This is a genomic window from Streptomyces sp. NPDC005962 (genome assembly GCF_040629205.1).
Lineage (GTDB): Bacteria > Actinomycetota > Actinomycetes > Streptomycetales > Streptomycetaceae > Streptomyces.
Genome location: NZ_JBEXVE010000034.1, coordinates 1 through 19,310 on the forward strand (window position 1 = coordinate 1; position 19,310 = coordinate 19,310).

The window sequence follows — 19,310 nt, forward strand, 5'->3', positions numbered from 1 at the left end:
CCCGCGGGCGCAGCCCCCCCCCCCCCCCGCCGGGCCGCGGCGGGTGCCACCGCTGCGGGCCCTCCCCCCCCCCCCTCCCCGGGCCCCCCGCCGGTCCGCTCAGTCCAGCACCGTCAGGTCGAGCCGGGCCAGCCGGTCCGGGTCGGCGAGGATGTCGATCGCGGCGATCTTCCCGTCCGTGACGGTGAAGCCCAGCACCGAGGCGGGACGACCCGCGCGGGTCCCGACCACCCCGACGGCCCCGTTGACCAGCGCGGGCCGGGGGACGGCGTCCTCGCCGCCGGAGCGGGCGAAGGTGAGCGCCTGGTCGGCCACGCCTTCCGCGCCGCGCACCTCGCGGTACCCGAGCGGGGTGGCGGCGCCCTGGTCGGCGCGCAGCACGACGTCCGGGGCGAGGAGGGCGATGAGCCCGTCGAAGTCACCCTCACGCGCCGCGGCGAGGAACGCGTCCACCACCGCGCGCTGCCGGGCCAGGTCCGGGTCGGGGAGCGGCGCCGCGCCCCGAACCCGGCGGCGGGCGCGGCTGGCGAGCTGACGGGCCGCGGCCGGGGTGCGGTCGACGATGGGCGCGATCTCGTCGAACGGCACGCCGAACAGATCGTGCAGGACGAACGCCAGCCGCTCGGCGGGGGCCAGCGCGTCGAGGACGACCAGCAGGGCGAGGCCGACGGAGTCGGCGAGCAGCGCCTGGTCCTCCGGGTCGACCCCGCCCGTACCGCTGAGGACCGGGTCCGGCACCCGCGCCCCGAGGGGGTCCTCCCGCCGTGCGGTGCGCGAGCGCAGCATGTCGAGGCATACGCGGCCGACGACCGTCGTCAGCCATCCGCCCAGGTTCGTCACCTCGCCGGTGTCGGAGCGGCTGAGCCGCAGCCAGGCCTCCTGCACGGCGTCGTCGGCCTCGCTGAGCGAGCCGAGCATGCGGTAGGCCACCGCCCGCAGATGGCCGCGGTGTGCCTCGAAGTTCTCCGCCAGGAACGCGTTTCCGCCCATCGGGCCTCTCTCCTCGCCGGGTGTCATCAGAACACTGACGTACGGGCCGGGGCCGATGTGACAGCCCGGTACGCCCGTTCGGCCCCTCAGCCCTTGACGCACCGCTGCCCCCTCACTACATAACTTGGGAGCGCTCCCAAGCCGTTCGCAGTCCAGACATCGTTGTCATGACCCGGGCAAGCTATCCCGGGACCGACCGCTCCCCCACCCAGGAGTCGCCATGCGTACGACCGCCCCCGACGCCATCATGGCGAACGCCCAGACGCTCGGCGTCGGTTATCTGGGCTGGTCCTGGAGCGGCAACAGCGGCGGTGTCGAATACCTCGACATGGCCGCCGGATTCAACGCGGCGGCGCTCACCGGCTGGGGTCAGCGGATCTTCAAGGGGGCGAACGGCATCGGCGCCACGTCCAGAGAAGCCACGGTCTACCGCTCGTAGCCCAGCAGCCCGGACCCCAGACGCACCCGGACCCCGAAAGCACCAAACCCCGGAATCCCCCGGACAAGAAAGGCCCCCGACCATGCCCAAGCCCACCCCGCCCCACCGGGCCCGCACCGCCACCGCCCTGCTGGCCGGAGCGCTGCTGCTCATCGCCGCGCCCACCACCACGCAGCCGGCCGTGGCGGCCGTGGCCGCGCCCTCGGCCGTCCAGGTCAACCAGCTCGGCTATCTGCCGGACGGCCCCAAGCGCGCCACCGCCGTCAGCGCGAGCACCACCGCCCTGCCGTGGCAACTGCGCGACGCCTCCGGCAGGACGGCCGCCTCCGGCACCACCACCCCGGGCGGCGCCGACGCCGCCTCCGGCGACTCCACCCACCTGGTGGACTTCTCCTCGTACCGGGGAACGGGCACCGGCTACACCCTCACCGTGGACGGACGCATCAGCCATCCGTTCGACATCCGCGCGGCCCTGTACGACGGGCTGCGCGCCGACGCGATGTCCTTCTTCTACCAGCAGCGCAGCGGCACCCCCATCGAGGCGCGGCTCGCCGGTGCGGCGTACGCGCGCCCGGCAGGCCACCTCGGTGTCGCGCCCAACCAGGGCGACACCAGCGTGCCGTGCCAGCCCGGGGTGTGCGACTACGCCCAAGATGTCCGCGGCGGCTGGTACGACGCCGGTGACCAGGGCAAATACGTGGTCAACGGGGGCATCGCGACCTGGCAGCTGGTGAACTCCTTCGAGCGCGCCAAACGGACCGGCCACGCCGCGGCACTCGGCGACTCCACCCTGCGGGTGCCCGAGCGGGGCAACAAAGTGCCCGATGTCCTCGACGAGGCGCGCTGGGAGCTGGAGTTCCTGATGCGGATGCAGATCCCGGAGGGGAAACCACTCGCGGGCATGGCCTTCCACAAGATCCATGACGCGGCCTGGACCGGGCTGCCGACCCGCCCCGAACAGGACTCCCAGCCGCGCGAACTCCACCCCCCATCCACCGCCGCCACCCTCAACCTGGCGGCCACGGCGGCCCAGTGCGCACGGGTCTACGCCCCCTACGACGCGGCCTTCGCCGCCCGCTGCCTCGCCTCCGCCCGCCGCGCCTGGACCGCCGCCACCGCCCACCCCGATCTGCTCGCCCCGGACTCCGACGGCACGGGCGGCGGCGCGTACGGCGACACCCGGGTCGGCGACGAGTTCTACTGGGCGGCGGCCGAGCTGTACACCACCACCAAGGAGAGCCAGTACCGGGACGCGGTGACCTCCTCGCCCTTCCACACCGCGGACGATGTCTTCACGCCGGGCGGTTTCGCCTGGCCCGACACCGCCGCCCTCGGCCGGATCACCCTGGCCACCGTCCCGAACGCCCTGCCCGCCACCGACCTCACCCGCGTCCGCACCTCAGTGGTGTCCGCCGCCGACGGCTACCTCACCACCATGAGCCGCCAGGGATACGCCGTCCCCGTGCCCGCCGACGGCTACGTCTGGGGCTCCAACAGCCAGGTGGCCAACAACGCGAGCGTCATCGCCGTCGCCTACGAACTCACCCGGCAGCCCCGCTACCGCACCGGGGCGCTGGAAGCACTCGACTACCTCCTCGGCCGCAACACCCTCGGCCAGTCCTACATCACCGGCTACGGCGACCACGCCACCCTCAACCAACACCACCGCTTCTGGGCACACCAGTACGACCCCTCCCTCCCCAACCCACCCGCAGGCTCCATCGCGGGCGGCCCGAACGCGGCACTGCAGGACCCGGTGGCCCAGGAGAAGCTGCGGGGTTGCTCCCCCGCGAAGTGCTACATCGACGACATCGGCTCGTACTCCACCAACGAGGTGGCAATCAACTGGAACGCCCCCCTGGCCTGGCTGACGACGTTCGCCGCCGAGCGCTGAGACGGAGGGGCGAGGGGCCACCGGCCCCTCGCCCCTCCTCGCTCCCAGCTGCCCCGCTCAGCGGGGCAGCTGGGCCTCGATCGCGGTGACGACCTCCGCCGCCTCCGGCTCGGTGCGCGGGCGGAAGCGTGCGGTCACCTGGCCCTGGGGCGTGATCAGGAACTTCTCGAAGTTCCACTGCACGTCCCCGGCCTCGCCCGCCGCGTCCTGGGTGCGGGTCAGCTCGGTGTAGAGCGGATGGCGCTGCTCGCCGTTGACGTCGGCCTTCTCCAGCAGCGGGAAGGAGACGCCGTACGTGGTCGAGCAGAACGTCTCGATCTCCTCGGCCGTCCCCGGCTCCTGCCCCGCGAACTGGTTGCACGGAACCCCCAGCACGGTGAACCCGCGCCCGGCGTACCGCTGCTGCAGCCGTTCCAGCCCCTCGTACTGCGGCGTCAGCCCGCACTTGGACGCCACGTTGACCACCAGCACCGCGGCACCCTGGTGCGCGCCGAGAGTGGTCGGCTCGCCGGACAGGGTGCGCAGGGGAATGTCGTACAGACTCATCGCGGATACCACCTTCGTCGTTCGCCGATGCGCCCAATCTATGCGATCACGAAGCCGTGAAGACGGATCACAACTTGACCACGAACCACACACAAACTCTTCACTTTTCAATTACCGCGGTTATGGTCAACTCCTCGAGTTTCACTCAAGGGGGGCCTATGTCCAGGAATAACCTCCCAAGACCGCCGGGTCCGGCGTCCGGTCGGCCGAGATGGGCGCGCAAGCGGGTGGCCATACCGGCCGCGGCCGCGCTGCTGTTCGTCGGCATCGGCATGGGCGGGGCGAACGATGAAGACGCCAAGGCGGCGGGCCGGGCCACGCCCGCGCCCACGGTGACGGTGACGGTCACCGCCAAGCCCGCCCAGGTCAAGCACAAGGCCGAGCCGACGCCCACCGTGACGGTCAGGGTGACGAAGACAGTCACGGCCGAGCCCAAGCCCAAGGCCACACCGAAGCCGAAGGTGACGCGGAGCGCCGAAGCGCCCGCCGATACGTCGTCGTCCACCGGCGGTGGCGGGTCGTCATCCGCCGGGGACTCGTCCTCCGGTGGGACCGGCGGGACGGATGCCGGGGCGGGGAGTGGGGCCACGGCGCGGTGTGAGGACGGGACCCTGTCCTACGCGGCGCACCATCAGGGCGCCTGCTCGCATCACGGCGGGGTGGCCGTCTTCTACCGGTGACACGGTGACACGGCAGCGGGGCGCGCCGGTGTGGCGCGCCCCGCGGGTGTTGCCCGAGTGCTACTCCGGCGGGGTCGGGGTGTCGTGGTTGCGGTACATCGCCTGGATGTCGAGTTCCAGCTTGACCGTCGGGCCGACGACCGCGATGCCTCGGGCGAGCATGTTGCGCCAGTTCAGCGTGTACTCCTCGCGGTGGAGTTCGGCGCTGGCGTGGGCCGCGCAGCGGAGTTCCTGTTCGTAGCCGCCGTTCACCGCGCCGAGGTAGGTGGTGTCGAGCGTGACGGAGCGGCTGACGCCGTGCATCGTCAGGGGGCCCTGGATGCTCCACTTCGCGCCGCTGCGCCAGGTGAACTTGCTGCTGGCGAAGTGCATGTCCGGGTAGTTCTCGACGTCGAGGAAGTCGGCCGAGCGCAGGTGGTTGTCCCGGGTGGTGTTGCCGGTGGTGATGCTGGAGGCGTCGATGAGGACCTCGACGCGGGAGTCCTCCATGCGCTCGGCGACGTGGATGCCACCCCGGAAACGGGTGAAGCGGCCGTGCACATTGGCCATGCCGACGTGGCGGGCGATGAAGCGGATGGCGGTGTGCGGGGGGTCGAACAGCCAGGTGCCGGGCGGGGGGAGTTCGAGCTGCTGCGAGGGCTGCATCGGAATGCGCTGGAGGTCGGCGGATTCGCCCGGCCTGACCACGGTGGTGAGGCGATGGGGGGTCAGGCCGCTGCCGGTGAAGAAGACGGAGTACTCGCCCGGCTCCAGGGTGGCGACGAACAGCCCGTGCGGGTCCGTGGTGGCCTTGACCGCCTGCTTGGCCGCGCCGCGGGTCGCGGTGATGGTGACCTCGACGCCGCCCAGCGGCTGGCCGACGGGGTCCAGGACCTCGCAGCTGAAGGCACCGGCGCCGATGGGCATGGGGAGGCGGAGGCCCGGTCCACGGTTCGGGCGCTTGGGGCGCATGCGCCGGAGCAGTGCGAGGGGTGTTGCAGTCATCTCTCTAAGGTTTCTCTCGGTAACGGGGTGTCCCCATGATGGAGGGCGCTGGGGGACGGCACCCATCGGGGGTGGTTGCATCGGCCAACTGCCGCGTCGCACCGCTCATGAGGCGGCGCGCGACAGCACCAAATCGAAGTCGGCGAGGCGGAAGGGGGTGCTGACACCGTAACGGGTGGCGAGACCGGCGTCGTCGACCAGGGTGAAGTCGTGTACCAGGCTCCGTTTGACGGCGAACACCGCGTCGGACTCCACATACGGACTGCCCGCCACGAAGACATGGGTGGTCAGGGTGGCGTGGCCCGCCGCCTCGACGATGACATGAATGTGCGCGGGCCGGTAGGGATGCCGACCGGTGGCGCGCAGCAGTGCGCCGACCGGCCCGTCGGTGGGGATGGGGTACGGGCTCGGTACGCAGGTGCGGAACCAGAAGTGGCCCTCGGCGTCGGCGGTGAACAGCCCGCGCCCGTTGCCCTCCGGCTGCACACCGGGCTGCTGCACATCGTAAAAGCCCTGGTCGTTGGCCTGCCAGATGTCGAGGACGGCGCCGGGCAGCGGGCTGCCGTCGGTGCCGGACACCCGGCCCCTGACGACGCAGGGCTCGCCGGTGCCCACGAGGTCGATGGTGTCGCCGAGTGCGCGGCGTGGCGATCCGGTGAGGTGAAAGGGGCCGAGAACGGTCGGTTCGGTGGCTCCCTCCGCCCCTCGCCCGTTGATCGTCTCGACCAGCATGGAGATCCCGAGTACATCGGAGAGCAGGATGAACTCCTGCCGGGTGTCCGTGCAGTGATGGCCGATCTCGGTGAGAAAACCGATCGCCGCCTCCCACTCCTGTGGTGTGGGTTCGGTCTCGCGGACGAAGTCGTGCAGATGTCGGGTGAGGGAGGTGAGGATGGTGTGCAGCCGTGGATCGGAGGTGTTCGCGAAGCTGTCGGTGACGGCTTCGGTCGCGGTGTCCTCGGTGAAGTCGGTGGCCATGCCTCTCCCTTCGACGACGTTCCGCGCCACGGCGGGGTGTGCCGCGTACGGCGGTATGCCGCGTACGGCGCGGTGTGCCGCGTACCCTCAGTCGGCCTCCTCGGGCGCCGGGCGCGCATGTCCGAGGATCTGCCTCAGCGCGCCGGTCAGCAAGTCCCCGGCGTCCGGCGTGGCCGTGGCGTGGCGGAAGCCGATGTAGTTGTCGGGGCGGACCAGCAGAGCGCCGCCGTCCCCGGTTTCGCGGAGTGCCGCCCAGTCGCCGTAGGGGTCCTCGTACTCCTGACCGGGCCCGATGACGACGGTGGCGATCTCGATGCCCAGGTCGTGGCGCGCGGCCTCGGCCGCCTGCCGCCAGCAGTCCCCGCCGATGCCGGTGAAGAGCGTGAACCGGCCGTGGCCACCGAGGTCCAGGGTCGAGTGGCGGTCCCGGCCACGGGTGACCCAGGCGTGCGGCAGCTTGGCGCCGGGCCGGGTGGAGGGCTGGTGGTACAGCTCCGGATCGCGGACGAAGCCGGGGTCGGGGGTGCCGTCGGGGACGACGGCGGCCGAGGTGTACCGCTGGTTCATCTCCACGCCGTGCGCGTTGAACTCGTACACCTTGGCGGCGATGGCCTCCCGCAGCCGCTGCCGCTGCTTCTCGCCCTCGGCGGTGGCGTCCTTGCGGGCGGCCACGTTGCGCCACATCTGCCCGGGGTCGGCGGTGGACAGCACGTTCAGCGCCTCGAAGACCGGCGCGGTCTCGCCGATGCTCTTGTTGGCGCGTTCGACGGTCTGCCGTCCGACCGGGGCCCGCTCGGCGGAGTAGCTGTCCAGGAGCGCGGGCGCGGCGGTGCCGTCGAGGACGTGGCGGAGTTTCCAGGCGAGGTTGTACGCGTCCTGGATGGAGGTGTTGGAGCCGAGGCCGTTGGACGGCGGGTGGCGGTGGACGGCGTCGCCCGCGCACAGCACCCGCCGGTCGGCGTAGGTCTCGGCGTACAGATGATTGACGGTCCAGGCCGAGGACGAGGTGATACGGACCGGGATCTCGTCGTCGCCGAGCAGCTGCCGCACCACGGACAGCGCGAACTCCTCGGTGAGGTCCGGCGGACCGGCCTCCAGGTCGTACCCCCACACCACCATCCACTCCGTCCAGGGGCGTACGCAGCGCACCAGCCCGGCGCCGATGCCACCGACGGTGGCGCCGGGGGCGAGCACCCAGTAGAGCGTGGAGGGGCGGTGGGCGGTGAGGGCGGTCAGGTCCGCCTCGAAGACGATGTTGAGGCTGCCCGCGACGCCCATCCGCCCGACGGTGGGCAGCCCGGCGTTCTCCACGACGCGGCTGCGCCCGCCGTCCGCGCCGACCAGGTAGCGGGCCCGGATGCGGTACTCGTCGCCGCGCAGCCGGTCCCGTACGGTCGCGGTCACGCCGTCGGCGTCCTGCTCGTGTGCGAGGTATTCGGTGTCGAAGCGCAGCGCCGTGCCCCGGGACACGGCGGTGTCCACCAGGATGGGCTCCATGAGGTGCTGCGGCATGTCGCACATGGCGCTGGGACCGGCCAGTTCGTGTTCGGCCTGGACGCGCGGGTCGTTGCCCCAGGAGCGCAGCCGCCCCAGCTCCTCGCCCGCGAGGCTGCCGCAGAAGACGGTGTTCCCCATCAGGTGCTGCGGGGTGGCCCGCTCCCGTATTCGTTCCTCGACACCGAGGTCGCGCAGCACCTCCATGGTGCGCTGGTTGGTGATGTGCGCGCGGGGCGTGTCCGCGAGGCGGCCGTACCGGGTGACCATCATGTTGGGCACGCCGTAGGTGCTCAGCGCGAGCGCCGTCGCGGCTCCGGCCGGGCCGCTGCCGACGACCAGCACGTCGGTCTCGACGGTGTCCACTGCGTAAGGCTCCTCTCCTGGCAGCCGGAGGTGTCGAGCGCTCGGTACGCCGCTCCCGGCCAGCGTTGATGATCTTGATCCAGGAGGGGGCGGCGGAGGTGTCTCAATACGAGACACCCGGGCCGTATACGGTGAGGTCGCTGTGACGAGCATCGACCAGACTCCGGCCATCCCCGCCACCCCGGCCGCCCCGGGCGCCGCCCCGGCTCTCGCCCCGCTGCGGCGGGCCCGGGAGCGGTTCCTCGGCGGGCGGCCACCGGGCGAGGACGTCCCCGACGACCTCGCCGAGGCGTGGCGGCGGGCCCGGTTCCTCGGCGTACGGCCGGATCTGACGCCGCCACCCGCTCCGGTACCCGCGCACTCCGCGCTGCTGGCCGCCGCGCGGCCGGTGCTCGACCGCATCCTGCCCACCCTGGACGGCGGCGACACGGCGCTGGTGCTCGCCGACTCCCGCTGCCGGGTGCTGTGGTCGGGCGGCGCCCTTCCGGACGGCGGCACGGGTGGCGCCCGGCCGGACGGCGGCACGGTGCCGGAGGCGGGCCGCGATCTGTCCGAGCGGGCGGTGGGGCACAACAGCGCGGTGGTCGCACTGCGCCTCGGGCGCCGGGCGGAGGTCCACGGGCCGGAACACGTACTGGACCTGTGGCAGGGGCTATCGGCGGTCAGCGTCCCGGTGTACGAGCCGGGGACGGGCCGCCCGGCCGGGACCGTCACGGCGCTGACCGGGGTACGCGAGGACCGCGCGCCCCATCCGGGCACGGCGCTCGCCGAGGCCACCGCGCTCGCCGTCGAGTCGGAGCTGCTGGTCCGGGCCCGGCCCCCCGAGCGGCTGCTGCTGGACGCGTATCTGCGGGAGGCGCCCGAGCGCCAGGCGCCGGAGGAACGCGCGGTGGTGGCGCTCGACGGCAGCAGTCGCATCGTCAGCCCCGGGGCCGCTCGGCTGCTGTCGGACGAGACCCTGACCCGGCTGGAGCGCCGGGCCACGGCGCTGCTGCGGGACGCGGGGGCGGCGGACGGGCGGCAGCCGCGGGAGTTCCGGGTGCCGGACGGCGCCGGGCTCGTCGTCCGTATGACGCCGGTCGTGCACGAGGGCGAGGTCATCGGCGCGGTGGCGGTGGCAGTGGCCCGCCCGGGCCCGGCGGCCGGTCCGGCGGCTGGTCAAGCGGCCGGTCCGGCGCTTGCGGCGGAGCGGGGCGGCAGCCGGGACCGGCTGCCGGGGCTGGCCGGTACGTCGGAGCCATGGCGGGTGGCCGTCGCGCGGGCGACCGGGCTGGCCAGGGACGCCGAGCCGCTGCTGCTGACCGGGGAGGCGGGCGTCGGCAAGTCCTCGCTCGCCCGCGCCCTGTTCGCGTGGCGCGGCGCCACCGCGCCCCTGGTGGTCGACGCCGCCGAGGGCGCGCCCGGTGACGTACCGCGCTGGTGTCACACCGTGGCGGAGGGGGACGGCGCGCCGCCGCTGCTCCTGCTCCACGCCGAGCGGCTGGACCAGCCCGATGTGGCCGCGCTGCTCTCGCTGCTGGCACGGCGTCCCGAGGTGCCGCTGACGGCGACGCACACCCCGGGCACCCGGGTCGGCCCGTGTCTGCGGCGGCTGCTGGACCTCCTCGACGCCCGTTCCGTACCCCTGCCGCCGCTGCGCGAGCGGGCCGAGGACATCCCGGTGCTGCTGCCGGGCCTCGCCGGGCGCCCCTCCCCCGGCCGCCCGCCACTGTCCTGGAGCCTGGACGCGCGCCGGGCCCTGGAACAGCACAGCTGGCCGGGCAACGTGGCCGAACTGTCCCAGGTGGTACGGGAGTTGGCGGAGCGCCGCCGCGCCACCGGCCCGGTGCGGCGCGGGGAACTGCCGCCGGGCCTGCGGGTGCCACCGGCCGCGCGGCGGCTCAGCGGGATGGAACGGGCCGAGCGCACCGCGATCCTGGAGGCGCTGCGTCGGCACGGCGGCAACAAGGCACGCGCGGCCGAGTCCCTGGGCATCGGCCGCGCCACCCTGTACCGCAAGCTACGCACCCTGGGCGCGGACACTCCCTAGCGTCCACACCTCGGCGCCCGCGCCGTCTCGTGGGGACCGCCTTCGTCAGCAGCTCAGCAGCTCAGCAGTTGTCGCCCACCGCGTCGATCTTCGCGCCGAACCGGCCGCTGTAGTTGCTGGCGTAGTCGCCCTTGCGGACCGAGTGGCATTCCTTGCCCGTGGCCCAGTCGATGAAGGCGCCGGTCCTGTTGGCCCGGAAGGAACCGACGTGGTTCACGAACCGGCTGGGCAGGTCGTGGTAGCCGCCCCGCCAGGTGTACAGCTCGCCCGTCCCGTCCTGGAACCGCCACAGGCAGATCGCGTTGCTCGCGCACGCGGGCAGCGCCTGGGCCTGCGTGGAGGGGCCCAGCGTGGTCACGGCGACCGTCCCGGCAACCAGCGCGAAGCGCATGAAGCGTGCGTTCATCCCGTCCTCCTTGACGCGAAAGCCAACTCCCCCGAATCTTCCGCCGCGTACGACGGCGGCGGACAGAGAGGTCTTGTGTTCGACGTAGGGTTTTCGACACGGTCATGTTCACGCCGTTCAGGGTCGGTCAAGGGGGAAACCATGGGGGCTGGCGACACCGGGGGCACGGGACGGGCGGACGTCGTCGTCCTGACCGCACTGGAGATCGAGTACCGAGCCGTACGGGCGCATCTGGACGATCCGCGACCCGTCCGGGCGGAGCGCGGATCGCTGTTCGAGACGGGCGTCTTCCGCTCCGGGGCCCGGCCCGGCGGCCAGTGGGTGGCGATCCATATGACGGGCCCGGGCAACCCGGGCGCGGCGGCGCTGGTCGAGCGGGCGGCGGCGCTCTTCGCGCCGCGGGCCGTGCTGTTCGTCGGGGTGGCGGGCGGCGTCAAGGATGTGGCGCTGGGCGATGTGGTGGCCGCCGACGCGGTGTACGACTACGAGACCGGCAAGGACACCGAGTCCGGGTTCCACCCCCGGCAGAAGACCCATCAGCCCGCCTACGGACTGGTGCAGCTGGCCCGTAACGTCGCCGCCGCCGACGACTGGCAGCGGCGCGTCCTGCCCGGCGGCGCCCCGCCGCGCCCGCGCGCCCACGTCAAACCGCTCGCGGCCGGCGGCCGGGTGGTGGCGCACGAACGCTCCGACGTCGGCCTCCGGCTCGCGGCCGTCGCCGGGGACGCGGTCGCGGTGGACATGGAGGGCTTCGGCTTCCTCGCGGGCGCGTACGTCAACCAGCACCTCGACGCGCTGGTGATCCGGGGCATCTCCGACCTGCTGGGCGACAAGGGCGAAACGCACGACGAGCACTGGCAGCCGGTCGCCTCCCGGCACGCGGCCGCCTTCGCCTTCGAACTGATCGGACGGCTCCCCGGCGCGCAGGCGGCGACCCGCGCCCCCTCCCCGCGCCCCCGCAAGCTCACCCTCCGGGAACTCGGCGGCCTCGCCGACCTGTTGCTGGACGTCCCCGGCCTGTCCTCCCCCGCCCGCTGGCAGCAGCTGCTCGACGAGCTGCCCACCGTCGGCACCGCGGTCGGCAGGCAGTCGGCGAGCCGCGCGGAGGCCCTGGCCCTGCTGCGTACCTGCGAGGCGCACCGGGCCCTGGGCGAGCTGGTGTCCGTACTGGACGTCCTGGCGCCCGACGACCCGGCCGCGGCCGAACTCGCCCGCCGCGTCGAGGACCTGGGCCTGGACTGAGCACCGGGCCTGCACTGAGCACCGGGCCCGGGCTGAGCACCGGCCCTGGGCTGAGCACAGGGGCCCGGCCCGCCCGGGGCGGGAAGGGTGTCGGCGGGGGCGTGCGGGGCATACCAGTTGTCCGGAGTCCGCGCGGGCGGCGCTCGCCTGTGGCAGGGTCTCCGGCGGGATCATCGGCGGCGGGGACCGGTGATGCGGTACGGGGGAGGCACGGCATGACAGCCATGCGCGAAGGCGGCCTCAGATCGGTCAACCATTTGGTGTCGGCCTTGAAGGAGTTCCGCTGTCTGACGGACCCGGATTCCCGGGCGCTCTGTCTGGAACTGGTCGCCATGGAGATGGAGATGGCGTCCGTCCCGGTGCGCGGCCATCGCGTCACCGACTACTTCCTGCTGGAGCTGGCCCGGGAGTGTCTGGAGAATGTGCGGATGATGCGCGCGCTGCGCGCCTCGCTCGCGGTGATGGCGCCCGGCACGGACGCCATGGAGCGCCTCGATTCGGTCGTCGAGCAGATGACGGCCCAGCCGGTGGTGCCGGGCACGGCCGCCGGTGGGCTGCGGTCGCTGCTGGAGGATATGGAGTTCGGGCAGCTGGGGCACCTGTGCCGGGCCGCGGCGGGTCCGCTGCAGGACGTGCCCGCGGTCACCGGCCCCTGGCACGCCTTCGAGGAGCTGAGCCGGATGAACGCGCGGCCGGACGGGCTGCCGCCGGGGCTCGCCCTGGTGGAGTACCTGGCGGCGTCGGCCCAGCCGCTGCGGAAGGCCGACGCGCTGCGGGCGTGGGCCGATGAGCGGGCTCGGGAGCTGGACCTGACCTCGCACTTGAGATCGCTGCGCCAGCAGGTGGGGCACGCCGCCCCGGCCGAGCCGGACGACGCGTATCTGGTGATCCGGCTGCTGCCGCAGGAGGAGCCGGGCCGCTACGAGCTGTCGTCCTGGCACAGCTACGACCCGAGCGGCTGGCATCCGGCCCGCGGCCCGGTCACCCAGGTCACCACCGCCACCGCCGAACGGGCCGTCCAAGAGCTGGTGTACGCGGCGGAGGAGGAGTGGCGGGACGCCCGGTGCATCCATCTGGAGTTCCTGCTGGGCCCCGAAGACCTGAATCTGCCGGTCCATCTGTGGCGCAAGGAGCTGGACAGCGCGCTGGCCACGCCGCTGTGCATGGACTATCCGGTGGTGGTGCGGAGCCTGGAACGGAGCCGGACCAGACGCTGGCACCGCCCGTGGAACCAGCGGTGGCAGCTCTTCTACGGACGGCCCGAACTCGCCCGGCAGCTCGTCGTCGAGGGCAACGATCCGGACAGTCCACGCTCCGGCGATCCGGCCGCGCTGCTGGCCCGGCTCCAGGCCGATCCGCATGTCGTCGCGCTGATCCTGGGCTCGCCTCCGGGCGGCGGCGGTGGGGGTTCGCACGAGGCGCTGGCGGCCTGGCGGGCCGGAATCCCGCTGGTGGCCTGGGATCGCAGACCCACCCGCGATCCCGCGTTCGTCCAGCACTTGAGACAAAAACCGGACGACGCCGACTGGGACCTGGCACGGCTCCGCGAAGCCGTGACAAAGTTACGTCTGGACGCCCATACGATCGACTCCGCGGAGCGGGAGCATCACCCGGGTCAGCATGTGGTGCTCGTCTGGGACGACCCGACCCGCCCCGTGGAAACGCAAGGACGCATGACGGGGCCGGACGAGGGGTTGGGCAGTCGATGAGCGACGCAGAGCCTGCACGGCGGCACAACGGACGGACCGCGGGCGGCGAACCCGGCTCGTCCTCCGGTCCCCCGCCGTCCGGCATACCGCGCCCCTGGTGGATCTATCAGGGCACCGGGCGCCCGCTGCACGACGTCAGCCTGGAGGACATCCTTCCGCCCCCGCCGCCCTGGCGCACCTTCGGCGGAGTCTCGGCCTCCCCGGCGGACGGCGACGACGGCTACGGCGCCGACGCCGCGTTATCCGACCCGGACGAGCCGCCGACCGAGCCCCCGGCCCCGCCGGAGGACGCCCAGGACGCCGTCCGCCGGCTCGGCGCGACACCGCTCGGCCTGCGGTCCGAGGCGGAGGAGGCGGACGTGGTGAACGCCGCGCTCATCCTGCGGCGCCCGCTGCTCGTGACCGGCCGCCCGGGCACCGGCAAGTCGACGCTGGCGTACCGCATCAGCCGGGAACTGGGGCTCGGCCGGGTGCTGCGCTGGCCGATCACCACGCGTTCCACCCTGCGGGCCGGTCTCTACGGCTACGATGCCGTCGGCCGCGTGCACGCCGCGGCGGCCGGACAGGCGGCGGAGGAGGACGGCCACGAACCCGGACCGGAGGACATCGGCGACTTCCTCCAACTCGGCCCGCTGGGCACGGCGATGCTGCCGCACCGGCTCCCCCGAGTCCTGCTCATCGACGAGTTCGACAAGAGCGACATCGATCTGCCCAACGACCTCCTCGACATCTTCGAGGCCGGGGAGTATTCCCTCCCCGAGCTGGTGCGCATCCGCAGGCGGCGCCCGGCCGTATCGGTCCTCACCGACGACCCCGACCGCAGCACCGTCATCGCCGCGGGCCGGGTGCGCTGCCGCGCCTTCCCCGTGGTCGTCATCACCAGCAACGGGGAGCGGGAGTTCCCGCCCGCGTTCCTGCGCCGCTGTCTCCAGCTGCGGCTGCCCGACCCGGACGCCGACCGGCTCGCCGCGATCGTGGCCGCACATCTGGGCAGAGCGGACGACCCGCGCGCCCGGGAACTCATCGATATGTTCCTGGAGCGCAGTCGGCACGAAGGCGGGCTCGCCGCCGACCAGTTGCTCAACGCGGTGTATCTGGTGACGGCCCGTTCCGAGGCTCCGGGTCCCGAGTGGGAGGAGCTGCTGCGCGCCGTCTGGCACCGGCTGGACGCCGCAGGCCCGACATGACCGACGACCCAGGCGGCGGGTCCCGCGAGCACGGCCCACGGGACCTCGACTGGCAGCAGCTCGCCGATGCCTTATGGCTGACCGTCTGCGAGGCCGAAACGGACCGCGGACCCGGCCGCCCGGCGCCCGGCACGCTTCCAACGCCCCGGGAGGACGGCCCCCCGCCGCCCGCCGGTGACCGGCCGCCCGAACCGCCGCCGGAGGACGGCGGCGGACAGCGCCCCGGGCCCGCGCCCGAACCGGCGCTCTCGGCACCGCGGCCGGTGGAACTGATCGACGCCCCGGGCGCCCCGGACGAACCGGCCGGGACGGAACCGGCGCTGATCACCGACGTCATGGTGCCCGCGCCCCGGCCGTCCGCCGCCGGACCACTGGTCGCCGAGCGCGCCGTCTCCCGGGCGCTGCGCCCCCTCAAACGCACCTCGCCGTCACCGGTCGCGCTGGAGGTCGACGAGGAGGCCACGGCCGAGCGGGCCGCCCGCGAGGGGCTGTGGCTGCCCGAGTTCACGCCCGCCCGGGAGCGCTGGATGGACGCGGTCCTGGTGCTGGACTGCGGCAGCTCCATGGTGGTGTGGCGGCGTACGGCGGCGCGGCTGGTCACCGTACTGGAACGGACGGGCGCCTTCCGGAGCGTCCGGGTGCACCGGATGAACACCGATCTCCCGTTGCCCGACGACCGCCACGACTCCCCGGTCGACGGCATGTCACCACGCGGCAAGCGGGCCGTGCTGGTGCTCACCGACGGGATCGGCGCGGCCTGGGGCGACGAGAGCGCGCAGCGCGCCCTGGGGCGCTGGGCCCGGCGCGCGACGGTCGCCGTGCTCCATGTGCTGCGCCAGGGCCGCTGGCACCACACGGGGATCGCACCGGAGCGGGTCCGGGTGCGGGTCCCCGAGCCCGGCGCGCCCAACGGGACCTGGCGGCGGGATGGCGGCGGCTCCTGGCCGGGCGGCGAACCACCGGTGCCGGTACTGGAGCTGGACGCGCGCTGGCTCGGCAACTGGGCGCGGCTGGTGGGCCGTCCGTCGGACCGGGGCCATGACACCCTCGCGCTGCTGCCCGGGGCGCAGGCCGACCCCTGGGACCCGGAGCCGGAACCCAGCGCCTGGGACCGGGTCTTCCGCTTCCGCTCCACCGCCTCGCCGAGCGCCTTCCGGCTGGCGGCGCGGCTGGCGGCGGCGCCGCTGAACATTCCCGTGATGGAGTTCGTCCAGGGAATCCACCAGCCGGAGGGCAGCCCCGGCGATCTGGCCGAAATCCTGCTGGGCGGGCTGTTACGCAAGGTCGGCACCGCCGATCCGCTGGACGAGACCGGAATCGGCTACGAGTTCCACGAGGGAGTGCGGGAACTGCTGCTGTCCGCCGGATTACGGGACGAGTCGCTGTACACCCTGCGCAGCGTCCTGGACCGGCTCGGCCGCCGCTGGAAGCCGCTGCATCTGCTGCGCGACCTGCTCAACCATCCCTCGGGGCCGGTGCGGGATCTGCCCGACACTGACCGTCTGATGCCGTACATCCGCCTTCAGGAACAGGTATACCAGGCCCTTTCCGGGCCCTATCTCGAAGGCGCGCGCTCCTTTCGCGCCCTTGTCCTCGCGCGCCAGGCGCTCCCCCGCACGGGCGAAAGCCGCCCGGATTCCTTTGCAGACGTACCCCTTTGGGGAAATGTGGTCCCTGAGGTTGCCGTGACTGACTCCATGACTCCCCGACCCCGTCCCTCGTCCCAGGCCGACGATTCACCATCCCCGCCGGCGCACGGCACGCCGGGTACGGCGGGGGAGCATTCGAGAGGAACCTTCGTGTCCGTGACCGCTGCCCGGTCCCTGCCCGCCGTGGAGGAGCGCCGCGCCGGGGAACCCCCGTCCATCTGGGGCAATGTGCCGCCCCGGAACAACAACTTCACCGGACGGCGAACGCTGCTCGACACGCTTCACGAGCGGCTGCGCAGCGAGGGAACGGCCGCCGTGCTCCCCGAGGCGCTGCACGGTCTCGGCGGGGTCGGAAAGTCCCAGATCGCCCTGGAATACGTACATCAGCACGCGGCGGACTACGACGCGGTGTGGTGGATTCCGGCGGAGCGCCCGGAGCAGATCCGCCAGGCGCTGGTGCAGCTCGCGGACCGGCTCGGTCTGCAGGCGGGCATGGAGGCGAACACGGCGGTGCCCAGCGTGCTCGACGCGCTGCGCGCCGGGCGCCCCTGCCGCAACTGGCTGCTGGTCTTCGACAACGCGGAGGAGCTGGAGACGGTCCGGCCGTTCTTCCCCCCGGGTGGGCCCGGCCGCATCCTGGTGACGTCGCGCAACGCCCAGTGGTCGCGGGCCGCCCGTACCGTCGAGGTGGATGTCTTCGAGCGCGAGGAGAGCATCCAGCTGCTGCTGCGGCGGGGGCCGGAGCTGCCGAACGAGCAGGCCGACCGGGTCGCCGAGACCCTGGGGGACCTGCCACTGGCGATCGAGCAGGCGGCGGCGTGGCTGAGCGAGACGGGGATGCCGGTCGACGAGTACCTCCAGGTCTTCGAGGACGAGCGGGCCGACGTCAGCACCCGCCGCAACGAGCTGCTGGCCGCCGGGGTCCCGGTCGACTACCCCGAACCGGTCGCCGCCGCCTGGAACATGTCGCTGCGGCGGCTCGCGGAGCACCACCCGGGCGCTCTGCAACTGCTGCAGATGTGCTCCTTCTTCGCCCCCGAGCCCATCTCGCGACGGCTCTTCTCGGGCATCCGGGGGGTCTCCCTCTCCCCCGAGCTGTCGGAAGTGCTCCAGGACCCGATCAAACTCGGTCATGCGATCCGGGAAATCAACCGCTACGCCCTGATCAAGATCAATCACCGCAGCAACACCATCGAACTGCACCGCCTGGTGCAGGCGGTGCTGATCGGCCAGATGTCGCCGCAGCAGCAGGCCGATATGCGGCACAGCGCCCATGTGCTGCTCGCCTACGGCGACCCCAACGATGTCGCGCCCGCCAACTGGGGCCGCTACGCGGACCTGCTGTCGCACGTCCGGGCGTCCCGCGCGATGGACTGCGACGACAAATGGGTGCGCCAGATGGTGCGTAACCTGGTCCGGTTCCTCCATGTCTGGGGCGACCACGAGGGCGCGCTCGAACTCGGCAACCGGGTACGGGAGAAGTGGCTGGTCTCGCTCGGCGAGGATAACCCCGAGACGCTCGCCCTCTCCCGCACGCTCGGCCATGTCCTCACCCTGCTCGGCCAGTTCAAGCAGGCCAGCGAGCTGAACAGCCGCACCCTTGAGCTGCTGCGCGCAAGCGAGGGCGACGACCACGAGAACACGCTGGTCACCCTCGGGGCGGTCGCCAGTGACGCCCGCTACCAGGGTGATTACGCGCGCTCGGTGCGGCTGGAGGAGGACCGCTGGCGGCGGACCCTGCGGCTGTTCGGCGACGAGGACCCGTACACGATCGCCGCCGCCAACGACTACGCCCTGGCGCTGCGCTCGGCCGGAGACTACGCCCGCGCCCGCGAGGTGGGCCAGAACGCCCGCGACCTCGCCGAAGTCGTCCTCGGCGAGGACTCGCTGCTGACGATCCTGCTGGAGGCCAATCTCTCGATCGACGTCCGCGAGAGCGGTGATTACGTCGCCGCCCGCACCATGCTGGAGCAGACCTGTGCCCGGGTCCGCCGGCTGCTCCCGCAGAACGCGCCGATCGGCGTCTACGCCCTGCGCAATCTCGCCGTGGCGCGCCGCAAGGCGGGCGATCACGAGGGCGCGCTGGAGATCACCCGGGAGGTCCTGGAGCGGTACCGGCTCCGCTACAGCGAGCCCAATCTCCATATCGCGGCGACCTCGCTGAACCTGTCGATGGACCTGCGCCAGACCGCCGACCTCGACGGCGCCCGCGAGCTGGGCCGTAAATGCCTGGACGACATGCGGTCCGCGCTCGGGCCCCGGCATCCGGTGACGCTGAGCGCGGCCATCGACCTGGCCGTCACCCTGCGGCTGCTGGGCGAGACCGAGGCGGCGCTCGCGCTCAACAAGGAGACGCTGCCCGTGCTGGTAGAGGAGCTGGGGGCGGACCATCCGATCTCCCTGGCCTGCGCGATCAACCTGGCCAGCGACCACTACACGCTGGCCGACTACCAGGAGGCCCGGGAGCTGGACACCGGGTCCCTCGCGGCCTGCCGGTCACGGCTGGGCGAGGACCACCCCACCACGCTGGCCTGCGCGGTCAACCTGTCCGGGGATCTGCGCGCGCTGGGCGAGGGACGGTCGGCCGAGGAGCTGCACAACGACTCCCTGACCCGGATGCGCACCGTCCTGACCCCCGGTCACCCGGCCACGGTCGCGGCGGCCCGGGGCATCCGCGCGGACTGCGACGTGGAGGCGATCCCCTTCTGATCTCCCGG

The 19,310-nt window shown here is 72.9% G+C and carries 13 protein-coding genes and 1 pseudogene; 8 read left to right on the forward strand and 6 right to left on the reverse strand.

The window, feature by feature from the left end:
• Positions 1-99: 99 nt before the first annotated feature.
• The gene (gene sigJ / locus ABZ370_RS36930) at positions 100-990 is read right to left on the reverse strand and encodes an RNA polymerase sigma factor SigJ (protein ID WP_358630480.1); all 891 of its coding nucleotides are present in this window, start codon (positions 988-990) and stop codon (positions 100-102) included.
• Positions 991-1,228: 238 nt separating this feature from the next.
• Between sigJ and ABZ370_RS36935 the strand changes: the two are divergent.
• A pseudogene (locus tag ABZ370_RS36935) lies at positions 1,229-1,429 on the forward strand (glycoside hydrolase family 5 protein); the annotation flags it as partial.
• Positions 1,430-1,511: 82 nt separating this feature from the next.
• A complete protein-coding gene (locus ABZ370_RS36940; protein WP_358630483.1) occupies positions 1,512-3,323 on the forward strand; it encodes a glycoside hydrolase family 9 protein in 1,812 nt (603 codons plus the stop codon).
• A gap of 57 nt (positions 3,324-3,380) precedes the next feature.
• Here the strand turns inward: ABZ370_RS36940 and ABZ370_RS36945 are convergent, their stop codons facing one another.
• Positions 3,381-3,869, reverse strand: a complete 489-nt coding sequence (locus tag ABZ370_RS36945) for a glutathione peroxidase (protein WP_358630486.1) — start codon at positions 3,867-3,869, stop codon at positions 3,381-3,383.
• 227 nt (positions 3,870-4,096) lie between these two features.
• On the opposite strand from ABZ370_RS36945, the gene ABZ370_RS36950 reads away from it, so the two are divergent.
• Positions 4,097-4,549 carry a DUF3761 domain-containing protein gene (locus tag ABZ370_RS36950; protein ID WP_358630489.1) on the forward strand — a complete coding sequence of 151 codons (453 nt, stop codon included), beginning with the start codon at positions 4,097-4,099 and terminating at the stop codon, positions 4,547-4,549.
• A 60-nt stretch (positions 4,550-4,609) separates the two neighbouring features.
• Here ABZ370_RS36950 and ABZ370_RS36955 read toward each other — a convergent pair whose 3' ends face one another.
• The 3 genes from ABZ370_RS36955 to ABZ370_RS36965 form a co-directional block, all read right to left on the reverse strand.
• On the reverse strand, positions 4,610-5,500 hold the full coding sequence (locus ABZ370_RS36955; protein ID WP_358630696.1) for a YceI family protein: 891 nt from the start codon (positions 5,498-5,500) through the stop codon (positions 4,610-4,612).
• A gap of 138 nt (positions 5,501-5,638) precedes the next feature.
• Positions 5,639-6,511: a dioxygenase gene (locus ABZ370_RS36960; protein ID WP_358630492.1), complete on the reverse strand. Its 873-nt coding sequence runs from the start codon at positions 6,509-6,511 to the stop codon at positions 5,639-5,641.
• 87 nt (positions 6,512-6,598) lie between these two features.
• Positions 6,599-8,371 carry an FAD-dependent monooxygenase gene (locus ABZ370_RS36965; RefSeq protein ID WP_358630494.1) on the reverse strand — a complete coding sequence of 591 codons (1,773 nt, stop codon included), beginning with the start codon at positions 8,369-8,371 and terminating at the stop codon, positions 6,599-6,601.
• A 142-nt stretch (positions 8,372-8,513) separates the two neighbouring features.
• Here ABZ370_RS36965 and ABZ370_RS36970 point away from each other — a divergent pair, with 142 nt between their 5' ends.
• Entirely contained in the window at positions 8,514-10,400 is a 1,887-nt protein-coding gene (locus ABZ370_RS36970) for a helix-turn-helix domain-containing protein (RefSeq protein ID WP_358630497.1), read from the forward strand.
• Positions 10,401-10,461: 61 nt separating this feature from the next.
• Here ABZ370_RS36970 and ABZ370_RS36975 read toward each other — a convergent pair whose 3' ends face one another.
• Positions 10,462-10,806 carry a hypothetical protein gene (locus ABZ370_RS36975; RefSeq protein WP_358630500.1) on the reverse strand — a complete coding sequence of 115 codons (345 nt, stop codon included), beginning with the start codon at positions 10,804-10,806 and terminating at the stop codon, positions 10,462-10,464.
• Between the two features lie 141 nt (positions 10,807-10,947).
• Between ABZ370_RS36975 and ABZ370_RS36980 the strand changes: the two genes are divergently transcribed.
• The 4 genes from ABZ370_RS36980 to fxsT all read left to right on the forward strand — a co-directional run bounded on the left by ABZ370_RS36980 (position 10,948) and on the right by fxsT (position 19,302).
• Positions 10,948-12,048 carry a hypothetical protein gene (locus ABZ370_RS36980; RefSeq protein WP_358630503.1) on the forward strand — a complete coding sequence of 367 codons (1,101 nt, stop codon included), beginning with the start codon at positions 10,948-10,950 and terminating at the stop codon, positions 12,046-12,048.
• A 215-nt stretch (positions 12,049-12,263) separates the two neighbouring features.
• Entirely contained in the window at positions 12,264-13,757 is a 1,494-nt protein-coding gene (locus ABZ370_RS36985) for a hypothetical protein (protein ID WP_358630505.1), read from the forward strand.
• Positions 13,754-14,944 carry a MoxR family ATPase gene (locus tag ABZ370_RS36990; protein WP_358630508.1) on the forward strand — a complete coding sequence of 397 codons (1,191 nt, stop codon included), beginning with the start codon at positions 13,754-13,756 and terminating at the stop codon, positions 14,942-14,944. Before ABZ370_RS36985 ends, ABZ370_RS36990 begins: the two co-directional genes overlap by 4 nt.
• Positions 14,941-19,302: an FxSxx-COOH system tetratricopeptide repeat protein gene (fxsT, locus tag ABZ370_RS36995; protein WP_358630511.1), complete on the forward strand. Its 4,362-nt coding sequence runs from the start codon at positions 14,941-14,943 to the stop codon at positions 19,300-19,302. Before ABZ370_RS36990 ends, fxsT begins: the two co-directional genes overlap by 4 nt.
• Positions 19,303-19,310 lie beyond the last annotated feature (8 nt).